The organism is Psychromonas sp. KJ10-10 (assembly GCF_047323245.1).
In the GTDB taxonomy this organism is placed as follows: Bacteria; Pseudomonadota; Gammaproteobacteria; order Enterobacterales; family Psychromonadaceae; genus Psychromonas.
Window position 1 is genome coordinate 1,808,197 of record NZ_CP178826.1, and the last position, 16,905, is coordinate 1,825,101.

Below are 16,905 nucleotides of genomic sequence, written 5' to 3' on the forward strand. Positions count from 1 at the left end.
ATATAAAATGAAAAAAGTACTACTTGGATTGGCTGTTTCTGCAATTTTAACATCAGGAATGGCAACAGCGGCAGATTACAAATTAACAGTGCCACATGTATCAAACCTAGACAGTTATAATCATCAGTCTTTATTGGTGTTTAAAAACTTTGTTGAATCGCGTTCTAATGGGGCAATCAGTGTTGATATTTACCCATCTGGCCAACTATGTGGTACTGCAAAAGAATGTCTTGCAGGTATTCAAGCGGGTATGTTTGATTACTTCCAAACAACTATCGCTGAACTTGCAAATTACTGGCAACCAATTGGTGCGTTTGATCTTCCTTATATGTTACCTAACGACCGTATCGCAGAATGTGTTTATAGCAATGAAGAATTCCTAGGTGATATTCGTCAACATATTTTAGATACCGCACCTAACTCTCGTCTGATGATGGTTTCTAACTCAGGTGGCTGGCGAAATATTGCAACCACGAAAAAACAGATTAAATCTCCTGAAGATATGAAAGGTCTGAAAATTCGTACTGTACCTGCAAAAATTCAACAGGAATTGGTTAAACAGTTAGGCGCATCTCCTACACCAATCTCATGGCCTGAAGTATATACCGCGCTTTCAACGGGTGTCGTTGATGGTACTAAAAACGGTATTGTTGATATTGTAATGAACCGTTTCCAAGAAAGTTTGAATTACATGGTACTTGATGGTCACGCCTATATGGGCGGAGCTTGGGTATTTAATGATAAGAAATTTAAATCATTCCCTGATGACTTGAAAAAAGTGGTTATAGACGGTGTTGCTCGCGCAAAACCAATACTTACTTTCATACCCTAAACATAAAGAATACACAGCATACGAAGATTTCAAAAAAGCGGGGGCACAATCTATAACCCAACTGCCGCAGAAAAAGATGCCTTTAAAGTGGCGGCTGGACCTAGTTCGTGACTACTTCCTAGAAACATCGGGTGACACGGGTAAAGAATGGTTACAACGTTTTGAAAAAGAAATTAGTACCTGTGAAGCGAAAATTGATGCGGAATACAAAGTTCAATTTAACTAATTTAATTTAATTTAAATTCAATCATTTAAATCCCTCTTCGTTTTACGGAGAGGGTAATAATTTATTTATATGTGTTTTCAGAACAAAAATACAAATAAATAATTTATGGCGATTTATAACAAGTGCCAATTTCTAGCTATTACTTTGGAGTGACGACATGAATGTGTCTTTCGATAATAAAACTTTAACGATTCAACATAAAAACCAAACCGTTTTCAAACATTCTCAGCAACAGCCATCAATATTTTTAGGCATTGGTGAAGCGAATTATGATATGTACCGTGGTAATTTTGATATTAGCGATTATGTGACAGAAAGATTGCCTTTACGTCAGTTCTCAGTTGAATCTGTTGATGGACAAGAGGTTATTACCTTTTATTTTGATGGTCAAGCTGTGATTAAAATGTTGCTTTGTGAAACTAAAGAAGGGCGTTTTAAAGCTGATTTTTCTGCACTTGATAAAAAGTTCAATCGTTTCTGGTTTAGAGTTTGTGCTACAGAGGAAGAAAAAGTCTATGGCTGTGGTGAACAGTTAACCTATTTTAATTTACGTGGTAAAAGCTTCCCACTTTGGTCTTCTGAACCAGGTGTTGGCCGAAACAAAAACAATTATGTCACTTGGCTTGCAGACACAAAAGATAAAGCGGGCGGTGATTATTACAATACTAATTATCCTCAACCAACTTTTGTTTCCGATAAAAAATACTTTTGTCATTTAGAAACAACCGCCTATGCAGATTTTGATTTTACAAACAGTGATTTTCATGAATTGCAATGTTGGAATATTCCTGAGTTTTTATTACTCGATGCAGAGGAGTCTTTTCCTGCGCTAGTTGAAAATATTACTGGTGTCTTTGGCCGTCAACCTGAAATGCCGGATTGGGTTTACAACGGTGTAATTCTTGGTATTCAAGGCGGTACTGAGATCACCCTAGAAAAATTAGAAACTGCAAAAGCGACTGGCGTCGAAGTCGCAGGCGCATGGTGTCAGGATTGGCAAGGCATCAAAATGACTTCCTTTGGTAAACGCCTGCAGTGGGATTGGCAATGGAATAAAGACTTATATCCAGAATTAGATACAAAAATCCATGAATTAAAAGAGCAAGGAATTCGTTTTCTTGGTTATATCAACCCCTATGTATTAGAGGACTTTCCATTATACCAAGAGGCATTAGGAAAAGGTTATTTAGCAACGCAAGCAGGATGGTTCTAAATATGTGGTTGATTTTGGTGAGTTCTACTGTGGTGTTGTTGATTTTACTAACCCAGAGGCCTGTGAATGGTATAAAGGTGTCATTAAAACTAACATGATTGACTTTGGATTAGATGGTTGGATGGGTGACTTTGGTGAGTACTTACCAACTGACTGTTCATTAAGCAATGGTGTTAGTGCTGAAGTTGAACATAACAAATGGCCTTACCGTTGGGCAAAAGTGCAAGATGAAGCAATTGCAGAAGCGGGTAAAACTGATGATATTTTATTCTTTATGCGCGCTGGTGGTACAGGTATTCAAGGTCATTGTCATACCCTTTGGGGGGCGACCAATTAGTTGATTGGTGTATTGAAGACGGTCTTGCCTCGGTTATTCCGGTCGCGCTTTCCTCTGGCCTAATGGGCAATGGAATACATCATAGTGATATTGGTGGTTACACCACATTACATGGTTTGAAACGTTCAAAAGAGCTTTTCCAACGTTGGGCTGAAATGGTCGCATTTACACCTATTATGCGTAGCCATGAGGGTAATCGTCCTGCTGATAATCATCAGTTTGATAGTGATGCGGAAACCTTAGCGCACCTCGCTCGTATGACAAAAATATTTAAACACCTTAAACCTTATATCAAATCCGCTGTTGCTGAAAATGCAAAAGTTGGTTTGCCTGTTCAACGTCCATTGTTTATGCATTACGACGATGATCCTGAAACCTACGAAATCAAATTCCAATACCTATTTGGTCGAGACATATTAGTCGCGCCTATCTATAACAAAGAGCAAGTTATTCAGAAACTTTACTTACCACAGGATGAGTGGGTGCATGTTTGGACCGGGGAAACTTTCACGGGTGGTTGGGTAGAAGTGGATGCGCCAATTGGTCAGCCTGCCGTATTTTACCGTAAAGCTTCCGCTGATGTTGAATTGTTAAGCAAGATCGGTGAATTCTAAGCTTTAGTGCTAGCCCTAGTGGATAGGGCTTTCTAGCTATATATATTTTGATTTTATAAATAAGGGAAACCTCCATGTCCAAGTTATTTTTTAATGAACGCAATACCCTAGTAAGTGATGCTATTGATGGTCTGATTTACAGCAATCAACATAACAATTTAACACGTCTTGATATTGATGAGCACATTCGTATTGTGGTCAGAAAAGATTGGGATAAAAGTAAAGTGGCTATCATTTCTGGTGGTGGTTCAGGTCATGAACCTGCACATGCTGGGTTTGTTGGCCAAGGCATGTTAACTGTCGCTGTCTGTGGTGATGTGTTTGCCTCTCCAAGCGTTGAAGCGGTATTAAATGCCATTCTTTATGTGACTGGTGACGCGGGTTGTCTGTTGATTGTTAAAAACTATACCGGGGATCGTCTTAACTTTGGCTTAGCGACTGAAAAAGCGAAAAAACTTGGCCTTAAAGTGGAGATGGTGATTGTTAATGACGACATTTCTATTGAAAACAGCAAAAAACCTCGCGGTATTGCCGGCACGGTATTTGTGCATAAAGTGGCGGGTTATTATGCCGAGCAAGATGCAAGCCTTGAAGACGTGACAGCAAAAGCAAACCTTTGTAATGATAATGTTAGTAGCCTTGGTGTGGCGGTAACCAGTTGTCATATTCCGGCTGAAGAAAATGAAGATCGTATTCCCGCTAATAAAGCAGAATTAGGATTAGGCATTCATGGTGAGCCAGGCATTGCCTTGATTGACATTGACCATAGCCGAGATGTGGTTGAACTGATGGCTGAAAAATTGTTAGCGAAAACAAATAATCAGCGTTATGCACTGTTATTAAATAATCTAGGTGGCACTTCACCACTGGAAATGAGTTTATTAACCAAAGATGTGGTTGAATCTTCTTTAGGTGAAAACATGGCTTATTTATTTGGCCCTAAACCTTTTGTCACTGCGATTGATATGAAAGGTTTTTCACTTTCCTGTGTGATATTAACAGATGAAATTGAAACGGCGCTGATGGCTCCTGTTGCGGTTGAGTCATGGCCAACGGGTATTCAAGTTAATGATGCTACGCCTATTACCATCGAAAAAGCGTCAAATAGTGTCGCATTTACGCCGTCAGAATCAGCGGATATTGAAGCGATAGTTGCACAAATCTGTGACACAGTGATTGGTCTTAAAACAGAATTAAATCGTCTCGATACCTTAGTCGGTGATGGTGATACCGGCTCTACCTTCTCATCGGGCGCCCTTAAAGTACAACAGGAATTAAAAGCGAAGAACTTACCCTAGCAGATTTACAAAAACTCTTTGAAGTGGTGGGTGAACAGCTTGCCATGTCGATGGGGGGCTCAAGCGGTATCCTATTATCCATTTTCTTTACTGTCGCTGGTACACATTACGGACAACATCAAAATTTAGCACAAGCATTACTTAGCGGGCTTGAACAAATGAAATTCTTTGGTGGTGCAAAAGTCGGTGATCGCACCATGATTGATGCACTAGAGCCTGCATTTATCGCACTTAATGAAAGTGGTTTGGTTGTCGCGATTGAAGTCGCCAAAGTAGGCGCTGAAAGTACTGCGCAAATGCTAGAAGCAAAAGCAGGGCGCTCATCTTACCTGAATAGCGAAAGCTTAGAAGGCGTGAAAGATCCCGGCGCTGTGGCCGTTGAAACTGTGTTCGCTATTTTTAAGCAATAGACAATCAATCAACCAATTTTAATCGGGTCGAAGGACCCTAATTTATTAGTTATAAGGAAAAAGTATCATGGATAAAATCATTATTTCTCCAAGCAAATACGTACAAGGCGCAGGTGCACTAAATAGTATTGGTAGCTACGTGAAACCGCTTGGTCAAAAAGCCTTAGCCATTGCCGATGACTTTGTAACCGGCTTAGTGGGTACACAGGTTACCGATAGTTTTGTCGCCTCAGAGGGCGAATTAGTCCTAGAAAAGTTTAATGGTGAATGTTGCCGTCCTGAAATCGATCGCCTTATTGCGCTTGCTGAAGAGAATGGCTCAGAAGTTATTATTGGTATTGGTGGTGGTAAAACCCTAGATACCGCTAAAGCAATTGCCTTTTATCGTAATATTCCAGTGGTGGTTGTGCCAACGATTGCGTCAACGGATGCTCCCACTAGTGCGCTTGCGGTTATTTACACAGAAACCAGTGAGTTCAGTGAATATCTGATGATCCCACGAAACCCTAATATGGTTATCATGGACAGCAAAATTATTGCAACTGCACCAGTGAGATTATTAGTATCAGGCATGGGTGATGCCTTATCAACTTACTTTGAAGCGCGCGCAAATGCTCGCTCGGGTGGTCAAACCATGGCCGGTGGTGCGCCAACACGTGCAGGTCAAGCGCTGGCAAAACTGTGTTATGAAACCCTGATTGCAGATGGCCTAAAAGCGAAGATTTCAGCTGAAAGTGGCTTAACCTCACCAGCAGTAGAAAACATCATCGAAGCGAATACTTACTTAAGTGGTATTGGTTTTGAAAGCAGTGGTTTAGCAATTGCCCATGCAGTGCATAACGGTTTAACCATGCTTGAAGAGTGTCATCATTTATTCCACGGTGAAAAAGTGGCCTTTGGTACCTTAGTGCACTTGGTATTAGAAAATGCGCCAATGAGTGAAATAGAAGAAGTATTAGCCTTCTGTAAATCCGTTGGATTACCCACTAACTTACATATGATGGGTGTGAAAGAGTTGAATATCGATAAGTTACGCGAGGTCGCGACTGCTTCCTGTGCAGAGGGTGAAACTATCCACAATATGCCCTTTGAAGTAACGACTGAGTCTGTGTTATCGGCGATTTTGACTGCACATAAACTTGGTGCATAAAGCTTCTATTGAATTAATTATCATTAGCCCTATCAATATTTGATAGGGCTAATGAGTTAACAAAAAATAAAATACTATAGTTCAATTATCTTCAAAACTATCAGTCTATCTAAGTAACAAACTTCCTATTTAAGTGAGCCAAATAACAGATTCTAAGCACTCTTTTTCGCATACTGGCTGTTGGTTTGATTTAGGCATAACTCGTATTATACTCATATTAAGTAAAGCAAATATTGAGTTAATAATTGCTACTACGTCCGCCGTATATTTTAATTTCTTAAAATTGGAGGCTCTATGAATACTCAAAAAATACTCCTTCCCTTCGATGGTTCAACTCACTCTATTAATGCGACTAAGTATGCGCTTAACCTAGCGTCTGTATTTGGTTCGCATATCACTATTATGAATTGCTATGAAGTGACTGGAAATATTTTCTCTTCGGAAATACCTGAATCTTTGGTTGTCGAAATACAAGCTAATGTAAAAAAAGCGCTGAAGAAATGTTATTAGAAGCAGAGAAAATTTTTGCACAAAGTGGTGTGAATTACACTCTAGAAGCAATACCTGGTGCTCCAGGACAAGTCTTAGCTGGTCTTGCGAAGTCTAAGCAATATGACTTAATTATAATGGGCTCACATGGTCATTCTGATATAGCAGGAATGTTTTTAGGGCATGTCACGCATAAGGTATTAAATACAATTTATTGTCCTGTGTTGATTGGTTCCTTAAGATAACTGGTCAACCTCTATTGATAGACACTTTAAAGCCTTGCTTGTCCTATTAAGGCTTATTGATAATAAATAAGCCTTACCTATTTAAGCTAAATGCTATAGCCAGATACTATTGTGCCTCTTATACCATTCCAATCTTTATACTTCTCTCTTTGTGTATTAGTTTTTATTATTTCTTACGTGTGTTGTTTCTTGTTTGTTTTTGTTGTTTTTGGTCTTATTTTGTAATTAATGTTACATGGGTAACAGAAATAAAGTCGTTGACCTGATATTTTCATTAACCATAAATAATAGATAACTGAAATAAATAATTAAGAGGAAAAAACGAATGAAATGGATCAATACAAAATCCCATAATGCTTGGCTCGATGCTGAAACAGACCGTATTTTTGAGTTTGGTAGAAAGTCTGTTGTCACTAATGGTTTTGGTTGGATTGGTAACAACGGTAATATCCGCGAAGAAATGGGCACTCGCCTTTGGATCACTGCAAGAATGTTACATTGTTATTCCCTAGCCGCATTAATGGGGCGTCCTGGTGCTTATGATCTGGTTGAGCATGGTATCAGTGCTTTAGAAGGTCCACTTAAAGATAAAACTAATGGTGGTTGGTACGCAACTATTGATAATGAAGGTGAGGGGATTGTAGATGCATCGAAACAAGGTTATCAACACGCCTTTGCACTGTTAGGTGCCGCTAGTGCAGTAACTACGGGACATCCACGAGCACAGGCATTATTAGATGAAGCGATTAATGTCTATGAAAGACATTTCTGGAGCGAAGAACACCAAATGTGTTTTGAATCATGGGATGAGGCATTCACTGAAACTGAAGACTACCGTGGTGGTAATGCCGCAATGCATTCTGTGGAAGCTTTTTTAATTGTTTATGATGTAACAAAAGACAAAAAATGGCTTGATCGTGCTATTAATATTACAGAGTTTATGATCAATAAGACGGCTAAAAGTTTAAATTATCGTGTTAATGAACATTTTGATTCTGATTGGAACCCTTTACCTGACTATAATAAAGAAACACCTGCAAGTCATTTCCGTGCTTATGGTGGTACGCCAGGTCATTGGATTGAGTGGGGACGACTAATTTGTCATTTACGTGCCACATTGCTTGAAATTGGGGCCGATATCCCAGAATGGTTATTGGAAGATGCGATTGGTTTGTTTGATGCAACTATCCGCGATGCATGGCATGCTGATGGCGCGCCTGGTTTTGTTTACTCAGTGGATTGGGATGGTAAGCCAGTTGTGAGAGAGCGAATTCGTTGGCCTGTTGTTGAAGCGATTGGAACAGCTTACGCACTTTATACTGTGACTGGTGAACAAAAATATGCAGATTTTTATCAAATTTGGTGGGATTATTGCCGTACTTACTTAATTGATTACGAAGGTTGTTCTTGGTGGCAAGAACTAGATTGTAATAATAAGGCCGGTACTAGTAAAGTTTGGGACGGTAAACAAGATATTTATCATTTGATGCACTGTTTAGTGATCCCTAGATTGCCATTAACACCTGGACTTGCGCCTGCATTAGTCGCTAGGTTGTTAGATAAAGATATGCAATAGAAGTTTTAGAGATTTAATATTTGTCTCTATAAAGGTGATCGCTTTATGCTTTCACCTTTTTTTATGACTGTTGAAAACTTTGATTGCTCAGGAGTAGGATCATGAATAAGTTAATATTGGTGCTAAAAGGAATAATGTACAAACGATAAACATGATTGAAATATCTGCTAACTCTTTTGTTTTTTTCCTAATTAATTTGCCCATTTAAAATCTCCTTAGGTTGCTGTCCTTTATCGCTAACGATACCCTAAGTGTGATTTGTGTCAATTTATTTTGTTGTTTTATTACCAAAATAAGAGGGTTTTTTGGAAGGTTATGAATGATAGTGTGGTAATATTTCCACATTTATAGAGGTGGTATTCATTTTATATGTAGCAGACCCTTTTAGATATTTAATTAAAAGAATCTGCTTTGTTGTTTATGGTTTAGCTTAATTATGAATCCTTTTTCTGCTCCTGCGCATTAAACAGCCCCATATCCGCTAAAATAATCAATACGCTAGGTACAATTATCGAAGCTAAAATTGTCGTTGCGATAAGACCAAAGGCAATGCTTGCGACCAGAGGAATGAGAAATTGCGCTTGTGTGCTGGATTCACTTAAAAGCGGTAAAAGTCCAGCAAGTGTCGTTAAAGAAGTAATAAAAATTGCTCTAAAGCGATCCTGAACGGCGAGTATGCAGGCTTTAAATAAATCATGCTGTTTGCTGATATTTTGTTTTATAAAATTAACCAGTAGAATATTATCGTTAACCACGATACCAGCTAATGTCGCAAATCCTACTAAGCTTGGTATGGTCAGATCTAGCCCTAACAGGAAATGCCCCCAAACAACACCGATCCATCCCATTGGTATCGCTAGCATCACTGCGATAGGTTGTGTGTAGCTTTTAAACAGTAGAGTTAAAATCAGATAAATCCCAATAATACCAATAGTAAAAAACTGTACTAATGAAGTTCCTGTTTCAGCACTTTCTTTGTCTTGTCCTTGCGAAACAAAACTTACTTGTGGGTATTTCTGTTGGCTTTTAAGGACAAATTCGCTGTTAAATTGCTCGCATAATTTCTCGTGCATTAGCCACATCAGTATTAATGTTAGCAATGACGGTAACAGTATTTACGCCATTTACACGTTGGATACGAGAAAAGGCTCTTGCCTGTTTAATTTCCGCGACACTGGCTAAAGGAATAAGAGTGCCATTTGAAGCCGTTATTGATAAATCCTGTAGATCTTGAAGGCTTGCATTATGGGTAAACTCATCAACACGCACGGCAATATCAATATTTTCACCATTTTGTTGTACGCTAAGATTGGTACTCCCTTTTAATGCACTTCGGAGTGTTAATGCAACCTGTGATGCATTAATACCCATCACTCCGGCGTTATCCTTTAAATAAACATGAAATTCATTACGACCATATTGAAGATCATCGGATAAATTAAATATGCCGTCATATTTTTTAACCAAGATTGTAAAGACCAACTAACGGCTTTTAATTCTTCTAAATTATTGCCTTGTAACCTGATATCGATAGCATTACCGGCAATGCCTCGCTCTTTATCAGTGAAATTAAGTGCGATCACATCGGCAATTGGACCGACCTTTTTTTCCAGTCTTGTATTAATGCTTTAATGCTTACTTTTCTATATTGAGCAGGTAACAGGTCTGCACTGACGGTTGCTAAGTGAGGTCCTGATTCTAAGGCATCTACATTAACGTTATATAAAACAGAATGGCTATTAAGGAGTGGTTCAGAATCTGGAAAACGTGCTTGATATTCGCTGTTTATTTCAAATAAAGTCGCGGTTATCTTGTCGACTGCTTCTTCAGTTTGATTAAGTAAGCTTCCCTGAGGTAAAAATACGCGGGCCTGTAAGGTGTCACTTTCTAGGGACGGCATAGCTTTGAATTTAAGTAATCCCGATGGAATGGTTGCGCTAGAGATAAGCACTACCATTAATAAAGAACCTAAACTCAAATAGGGTGACTTCATTGCTTTACGTGCAATAGGTAAAATAAACTTATCACGTAAACCTTCGAATAATTGAATAAACCAAGTACGCACTTTATTACTCGGTGTATTTAAGTGGCTGTGTGATAGGTGAGCGGGTAAAATAAAGAAAGCTTCAATTAAACTGACCAATAAAGTGATCAATAAAATGATAGGAATGTAACGTAAAATATCCCCCATTTTGCCACTCAAAAACATCAGTGGACCAATAATGATCATGGTTGTAGCAAAGGATGCAATCACTCCTGGAAAAACTTCTTTTGTGCCTTGAATGGAAGCATTAATTGTAGACATGCCTGATTGACGTTTAGTCGCAATATTTTCTGCGATCACTAATGAGTCATCCATTAATAATCCAATAGCAACAATTAATCCCACCATGGTCATCATATTAAGTGAGTAACCCAGTAAGTTCATGACAAAAATTGAACCCAGAAAGGAAACAGGTAAACCCATGGCAACCCAAAAGCTAAACCGAATATTAAAAAAGGCCCACATGACCAAAAACACTAAGGCTAAACCTTGCAGACCATTACTGGTTAAAATGCGTAAACGTTCCTTGATATTAACACTGACATCTTGAGTAATATTAAGAGATAAACCCTCAGGGGCAATAGCTTGTTCTTTTTCTAGTAGTGTCTGGATAACATCTCGTATTTTTAAGGAATCTTGATTATAATTTTTAGATACTTCTAATAATGCGACCCGTTCACCATTAAATAATATTTTGTCTTCAGCTAGGGTAAATTCTTCGCTGAATAATAGCAATGTCACCAAGCAGTAATTGCGTACCGCCTTCACTACTTTTTATGATGCTGTCTTTAAATGCTTGTTCACTTGTGTTTTTTTGATCAAAACGAACATTAGCTTGCTCTAATTGATTGGTTAACAGCCCGGCTGGTAAGCTAATGCTTTGTTGCTCTACTAGCCTACTTAAATCAGAAATGCTGATATCGTATTGTTTTAATAACCAATCGGAAACACGAATTTCAATTTCTTGGCTGGAAAATCCTTTTAAAGATACTTGCGCAATAGAAGGATGATTTTTAAATCGTTGTTTAACTTCTTGAGCATAAAGATATAAATCGTAAGCTGACATATTACCTGTGATTGCGATGCTAGCAATGGTCGCTGTTCGATTTAATTTAGTAACACTAATTTGTTCAACACGATCTGGAAAAACGCTGATTGAATTTATTTGTTGTTGAATGTCTGTGGTAAAACTATCAATGTTTTCCCCTGATGACATTTCTGCGTTTGCGATAGCTATATTTTCTCTTGCGTCACATTGTAATTCACTGATCCCACTTAAGCTGTCTAAGGCTTCTTCAAGAGGCTCACAAATTTCTTGTGCGACTTCTTGAGGTGAGGCGCCAGGGTAACTTACACGTATTTCTACGTTTTTTGTTGGTGTAACCGGAAATGTATCTCTTTGTAATTGTGGCAGAGAAAGTACACCAAGTAATAAAATAGCAAACATAATCACATTGGCGGCGGTGGGATGTTTTGCAAAATAAGCGATCATAAAAGCGCCTTTTCTTTGTTAGTTTTCTCATCTTTGAAGCCAGTGGTTTGTTCTAACCAATTTATCGTTTTTAGATCCTGTTGTGGCTTCAATTTCATGCCTTCAATAGCAGGAGATAGGGGACTTAATATGACTTTATCGCCGAGTTCTAAACCTGAACCGATAACAGCAATCTGTTGCTGTATAAAATCAATTTCAACAGGTTTTATAACAAGCTTACTATCTTGATCAAGGGTATAGATCTTATTGTCATGAATAGCTGTCACAGGTAAAAGTATTTGCTCAGTTAAAACGGGGGCTTTTAGGGTAACTTTTACAAAAGTATTACGCACTAAAGGGGCGTTCACCAGGTGTGGCTTGTTGATAAGGAGTAGGAATATTAACCACGATACTTTGGCTTTGTGTTTGTACATCTAATAATGCACCTGTTCTATCAACAACTGCTGGCCAACTAATGATCCTGTCGGTCGCTTGTAACTCAACGGTTGCTTGTAAATCAGCATGTAGATTATTACTTAAAGCATCATTTTTTACTGATTTTCTTAAGGGGCGCATTTTACCAATAGGGAATTGCGCGCTAACTTCTACCGCTTCTAGCCCATCGGCTTTAAGCAATAATTCACCACGATTAATGTATTCAGCAATGCCGATATTGACCTCAGTTAAACGAATATCAAAGGGCGCTCGTAGAGTTGTTTTTTCTAAATCAAGCGCGACAACATCTAGCTGACTGGTGATGACTTTCTTTTCAGCTTGATTGATCAATAAACTATTTTTTAAAGTTTGTAATTGTTGCTGGCTATTTAGAAGTTGGCGTTTACTCGCATCGAGGTCAGTTTTAGAGATACTGCCTGTACTGTTGAGACTTTCAAACCTAGCAAGTTCAGCACTTTGTAATTGAAAATCTTGTTGCGCAATTTGTAATGAAGATTGGATGGTTTCATCTTTTAAGGCGGCAACTTCAAGTTGAGCATCTAATTGCGCCTTTGTTAGTAAAAAAGGTGCAGGATCAATTTTTAATACGACTTCACCTTTTTTCATAATAGCGCCTGAGGATAAATTATCCGCAATCCAACTAATTGTGCCTGATAATTCAGATTGTACCTGCCATTCGCTAGCGGGTTGAATATAACCATATCCTGAAGCTGTGGGTTGGATGATACGTGGTACGACAGGCATCACTCTAACCAGTTTAGGTGTTGCTACCTTGTCTGTTTGTGGCGGTTTTTGTTTTATTGATGGTGCAAGAAATAATGCTAATAGGCCTAATAAAATAGGAGGTACCCATAATAACCTTTTTGTCCAACTAAATTTAACCGTCATATTGTCACCTTTAAGTAAGTTTTATCTAATTTAGATCGATCTAATTAATAATACAAGTTAAGTAGTATAATTATTTAAAATTTATGTGATCACATCGGTTTTATGAGAAATATAAATATATAAGTTAAATGACTATGAATGGTGGTCGTTGTTAAGTGTCTGATTAATAGTTGTTATTTATTATTTTTTATTGTTTTAAAATTTAATGAATAATTTTTAAAGCTAGTTATGTCTAAATGTGTCAAAGCAATGTATTGACATAGATAATTACAATCTTTCTCTTTTTAGGCATATTTCTGACAAAATAAAATGTTCTAATCTTTTTATTAACCACTATTTAATTGTGTCTATTTGATATAAAAATGCACATCTAAGTCTTGCAAGGAAATAACATGAAGCGCATTAAATCAATCATCCTAGCGACTTTTGTCGTTGTCACCCTGTTATGGGCAATATCGGTAAACTTTGAACCATTAACTTGGTCATATTTTTCAATTAGAGTCTTTGTAGTTCAATACAGCGGTATCATGGCGATATCTGCAATGAGCATATTGATGATATTGGCGTTACGTCTAAGCTTTGTTGAAAAATTAACGCAGGGTTTAGATAAATCCTACCGATTGCATAAGTGGTTGGGCATCGGCAGTTTAGTGTTTGTTATAGTCCATTGGTTTTGGGCAAAAGTAACAAAATATATGGTTGGCTTAGGTATATTAGATAAACCTGTGCGAGGTGGTGGCCTAGGTGCAGGCGAAATGATGGGCCAAGGCCTGCAAAATGGTGCCGGTATAGGCGCATCTGGGCAAAGTGCACCTGACGCAATAACGATTGAAAGTATTTTTGGTGGTTTACGCCACTCTGCAGAATTAATCGGTGAATGGGGTTTTTATTTACTGATTATTCTAATGGTTATTGCACTGGTAGATTCTATTCGTTATTCAAAGTTTTTAAATACACATAAAGTTATGTCGGTAGTTTATCTAGTTTTTGTCTTTCATGCGGCCATATTAACAGATTTCAATTATTGGTCGGAACCAATAGGTTGGCTTGTTGCGACGTTTATGACGATGGGATCAATTGCGGCTATTTATAGTCTTACTGGGCAAATTGGTAAGAAAAATAAAGTGCAAGGCAAAGTCGAAACATTTAATTTTTATGCTGAGAATCGTGTTCTAGATATAACCATCAATACCGATAAAAAATGGCAAGGTCATCATCCCGGACAGTTTGCTTTTGTAAAATTTGTGGGAGAAGAAGCACATCCTTTTACTATTGCATCAGTAATGAATGACAATGGTAAAATTCGTTTCCAGATTAAAGCTATTGGTGATTTTACAAACAATCTTAATAATAATTTAAAGATAAATGATGACGTCATGATTGAAGGTCCCTATGGGCAGTTTAATTTTAAATCAGAAACACAGCATCAAATATGGGTAGCGGGAGGAATTGGCATTGCCGCATTCACTGCGCAAATGGAAAGTTTAGTACTTTCGCCACAATCTAAAACAGCAGATTTATTTTATTGTACACAATGCCCTGATCCTTTGTTTATTGAGCAAATTCAAACTTTAGCAAAACAGGCAAATATTAATTTTCATCTGATAGATACCAATGTTGATGGTTTTTTAACTGCAGAAAAGATCTGTGAAAAGGTTAGTGCTTGGAAAAAAGCAGATGTCTGGTTCTGCGGGCCAAATGCTTTTGCAAAAAGTTTACAGGAACGTTTTGCAACCTTAGGGTTATCCGAAAATAGATTTCATAATGAATTATTTAAGATGCGTTAAATAAGAAGGGGTTATTATAGCCAGGTATAAAGCGAGCAATGCTTTTACTTGATCACTAAAATAAAGTAATAAACTTGGAACATTGAAGGGAAATCTCAACCGCACCGATATCGGTGTGGTTGAGTGTATTTATGCTTTATTGTTTTTTAGCTAATTCAGCAAGCATTTGTCTAGTCACTAAAGTAACGCCATTTTCAGTTACTCGAAAACCATTTGCGATATCCTGTTCTTTATCGTAACCAATGGTTAAGCCTGCTGGCACATTACATTTACTGTCTAAAATAACACGTTTTAACTTACAACGTTCGCCAACATGGCTCCCATGTAACAACACTGATTCTTCAATTAAGCTATAAGAGTGTGCGTGTACACTTGAGTATAATAATGACTTACGAATAGTAGAACCAGAGATGATACAACCTCCAGATACGGTTGAATCAACTGCCATACCTCGACGTTCGTCATTATCAAAAATAAATTTAGCCGGAGGTAATTGCTCTTGATAAGTCCAAACTGGCCATGATTTATCATATAAATTAAGTTGTGGCTTTGGAGAAACCAGTTCCATGTTAGCTTCCCAAAAAGAATCTAAAGTACCTACATCGCGCCAGTAAGGTTGGTTTTCACTATCAGGATCTTTAAAGGCATAAGCAAAAACGTTATGTTCTTTAATGATCGAAGGAATAATATCATGACCAAAGTCATGCGTTGAGCCTTCCGTTTTGTCATCTCTTGAAAGTTGTTCAAATAAAAAGTCTGCATCAAACAGGTAATTACCCATTGAAGCTAAACATTGACCAGGTGAACCTGGTATTTCATTTGGCTGTGCTGGTTTTTCATCAAAAGCAACAACTTTGTCGCCTTCATCAACTGTCATAACACCAAAGCTACCAGCGGCTTCCTGTGTATCTACTTTCAAACAACAGACTGTCATATTTGCTTTATTAGCAACATGTTCTGCAATTAGAGTACCGTAATCCATACGATATACATGATCACCAGATAAAATTAATACATATTTAGGATCATGGGATTTGATTATCTCCATATTTTGATATACCGCATCGGCGGTACCTACATACCAATCTTCACCGTTTTGTTGTGACGCTGGTAAAACCTCAACGAATTCCTTTGCTTTAAAGCTTCCCCAACCACGGCTAATGTGGCGAATCAATGAGTGAGATTTGTATTGCGTTGCAATACCCACGCGATTAATTCCTGAATTGATACAGTTTGATAATGGAAAATCGATAATACGGAATTTACCACCAAAATAGACGGCGGGTTTTGCGCGTGAATCGGTTAGTTCAAACAATCGGCTTCCTCGGCCTCCAGCTAAAACGAGCGCATAAGTATCTTTAGTTAGATTACTAATATGTCTATCTGTATTTTGGGCCATATAAATCTCCAGAGAATAGTTTTTGAAAAGAATGCAATTGCTAAACTTTTTATTATAGGTGGCTATTATTTCTAATATTTTACGAAGTTAAAAAATATATTAACTATTCAGTTTTAATGAGTGTTACTAGCTAATATCAAATTAAAAATTAATTAAGAGTTACTATGTTGAACATGGTTAACCCACGCCTGCATTATAAATAATAAGTGACTACAAACACGTTAACTAGATCATATAGTTCCCCCTGATAATTAAAGGACAGAGAGTCCTATCACAAATTATTAAAGTGAATCTAATTACTGGTATTAATCAATTATTTAAGTGGTTATTAATTGAACGATTACATACCTTTAAAGGGGTATTTCAACAGGCTAATAAGACAAAAATAAAGATAAAAGATTCAAATAATTTAAAGCTAATTGTGAACATTTTTTGGCAATATCTTTTTCTATATAAATTTTGGCCATGAT

18 protein-coding genes and 1 pseudogene are annotated in these 16,905 nt (G+C 37.6%); 12 read left to right on the forward strand and 7 right to left on the reverse strand.

Going from position 1 to position 16,905, the window contains the following annotated elements; genetic code table 11:
- Positions 1-7 precede the first annotated feature (7 nt).
- From dctP to ACLKMH_RS10365, 11 genes and pseudogenes are all read left to right on the forward strand, one after another.
- The gene (gene dctP / locus ACLKMH_RS10315) at positions 8-832 is read left to right on the forward strand and encodes a TRAP transporter substrate-binding protein DctP (RefSeq protein WP_413701888.1); all 825 of its coding nucleotides are present in this window, start codon (positions 8-10) and stop codon (positions 830-832) included.
- A 76-nt stretch (positions 833-908) separates the two neighbouring features.
- Positions 909-1,058, forward strand: a complete 150-nt coding sequence (locus tag ACLKMH_RS10320; protein ID WP_413701889.1) for a hypothetical protein — start codon at positions 909-911, stop codon at positions 1,056-1,058.
- 157 nt (positions 1,059-1,215) lie between these two features.
- Complete coding sequence (locus tag ACLKMH_RS10325) at positions 1,216-2,271, forward strand: hypothetical protein (protein WP_413701890.1); 1,056 nt, start codon at positions 1,216-1,218, stop codon at positions 2,269-2,271.
- 4 nt (positions 2,272-2,275) lie between these two features.
- A pseudogene (locus ACLKMH_RS10330) lies at positions 2,276-2,841 on the forward strand (TIM-barrel domain-containing protein); the annotation flags it as partial.
- 24 nt (positions 2,842-2,865) lie between these two features.
- Positions 2,866-3,222, forward strand: a complete 357-nt coding sequence (locus ACLKMH_RS10335) for a hypothetical protein (protein ID WP_413702310.1) — start codon at positions 2,866-2,868, stop codon at positions 3,220-3,222.
- Positions 3,223-3,296: 74 nt separating this feature from the next.
- Positions 3,297-4,520 (forward strand): dihydroxyacetone kinase subunit DhaK, encoded by a 1,224-nt coding sequence (locus ACLKMH_RS10340; protein WP_413701891.1) that lies wholly within the window; start codon positions 3,297-3,299, stop codon positions 4,518-4,520.
- 23 nt (positions 4,521-4,543) lie between these two features.
- A complete protein-coding gene (locus ACLKMH_RS10345; protein ID WP_413701892.1) occupies positions 4,544-4,930 on the forward strand; it encodes a dihydroxyacetone kinase subunit L in 387 nt (128 codons plus the stop codon).
- A 67-nt stretch (positions 4,931-4,997) separates the two neighbouring features.
- A complete protein-coding gene (locus tag ACLKMH_RS10350; protein WP_413701893.1) occupies positions 4,998-6,080 on the forward strand; it encodes a glycerol dehydrogenase in 1,083 nt (360 codons plus the stop codon).
- 294 nt (positions 6,081-6,374) lie between these two features.
- Positions 6,375-6,590 (forward strand): universal stress protein, encoded by a 216-nt coding sequence (locus ACLKMH_RS10355; protein ID WP_413701894.1) that lies wholly within the window; start codon positions 6,375-6,377, stop codon positions 6,588-6,590.
- Complete coding sequence (locus tag ACLKMH_RS10360) at positions 6,581-6,814, forward strand: universal stress protein (RefSeq protein ID WP_413701895.1); 234 nt, start codon at positions 6,581-6,583, stop codon at positions 6,812-6,814. The genes ACLKMH_RS10355 and ACLKMH_RS10360 overlap by 10 nt, the downstream gene beginning before the upstream one ends.
- A 325-nt stretch (positions 6,815-7,139) precedes the next feature.
- Entirely contained in the window at positions 7,140-8,390 is a 1,251-nt protein-coding gene (locus tag ACLKMH_RS10365) for an AGE family epimerase/isomerase (RefSeq protein ID WP_413701896.1), read from the forward strand.
- A gap of 434 nt (positions 8,391-8,824) precedes the next feature.
- Here ACLKMH_RS10365 and ACLKMH_RS10370 read toward each other — a convergent pair whose 3' ends face one another.
- The 6 genes from ACLKMH_RS10370 to ACLKMH_RS10395 all read right to left on the reverse strand — a co-directional run bounded on the left by ACLKMH_RS10370 (position 8,825) and on the right by ACLKMH_RS10395 (position 13,249).
- Positions 8,825-9,463 carry an efflux RND transporter permease subunit gene (locus tag ACLKMH_RS10370; protein WP_413701897.1) on the reverse strand — a complete coding sequence of 213 codons (639 nt, stop codon included), beginning with the start codon at positions 9,461-9,463 and terminating at the stop codon, positions 8,825-8,827.
- On the reverse strand, positions 9,435-9,872 hold the full coding sequence (locus tag ACLKMH_RS10375; protein ID WP_413701898.1) for an efflux RND transporter permease subunit: 438 nt from the start codon (positions 9,870-9,872) through the stop codon (positions 9,435-9,437). Before ACLKMH_RS10375 ends, ACLKMH_RS10370 begins: the two co-directional genes overlap by 29 nt.
- A 97-nt stretch (positions 9,873-9,969) precedes the next feature.
- Positions 9,970-11,169 carry an efflux RND transporter permease subunit gene (locus ACLKMH_RS10380; protein WP_413701899.1) on the reverse strand — a complete coding sequence of 400 codons (1,200 nt, stop codon included), beginning with the start codon at positions 11,167-11,169 and terminating at the stop codon, positions 9,970-9,972.
- The gene (locus tag ACLKMH_RS10385) at positions 11,135-11,926 is read right to left on the reverse strand and encodes an efflux RND transporter permease subunit (RefSeq protein WP_413701900.1); all 792 of its coding nucleotides are present in this window, start codon (positions 11,924-11,926) and stop codon (positions 11,135-11,137) included. The genes ACLKMH_RS10380 and ACLKMH_RS10385 overlap by 35 nt, the downstream gene beginning before the upstream one ends.
- Positions 11,923-12,273, reverse strand: a complete 351-nt coding sequence (locus ACLKMH_RS10390; protein WP_413701901.1) for a hypothetical protein — start codon at positions 12,271-12,273, stop codon at positions 11,923-11,925. Before ACLKMH_RS10390 ends, ACLKMH_RS10385 begins: the two co-directional genes overlap by 4 nt.
- Entirely contained in the window at positions 12,251-13,249 is a 999-nt protein-coding gene (locus ACLKMH_RS10395; protein WP_413701902.1) for an efflux RND transporter periplasmic adaptor subunit, read from the reverse strand. Before ACLKMH_RS10395 ends, ACLKMH_RS10390 begins: the two co-directional genes overlap by 23 nt.
- Positions 13,250-13,641: 392 nt before the next feature.
- On the opposite strand from ACLKMH_RS10395, the gene ACLKMH_RS10400 reads away from it, so the two are divergent.
- Positions 13,642-15,036: a ferric reductase-like transmembrane domain-containing protein gene (locus ACLKMH_RS10400; protein WP_413701903.1), complete on the forward strand. Its 1,395-nt coding sequence runs from the start codon at positions 13,642-13,644 to the stop codon at positions 15,034-15,036.
- A 136-nt stretch (positions 15,037-15,172) separates the two neighbouring features.
- On the opposite strand, the gene glgC is transcribed toward ACLKMH_RS10400, so the two are convergent.
- A complete protein-coding gene (glgC, locus tag ACLKMH_RS10405) occupies positions 15,173-16,435 on the reverse strand; it encodes a glucose-1-phosphate adenylyltransferase (RefSeq protein WP_413701904.1) in 1,263 nt (420 codons plus the stop codon).
- Positions 16,436-16,905 lie beyond the last annotated feature (470 nt).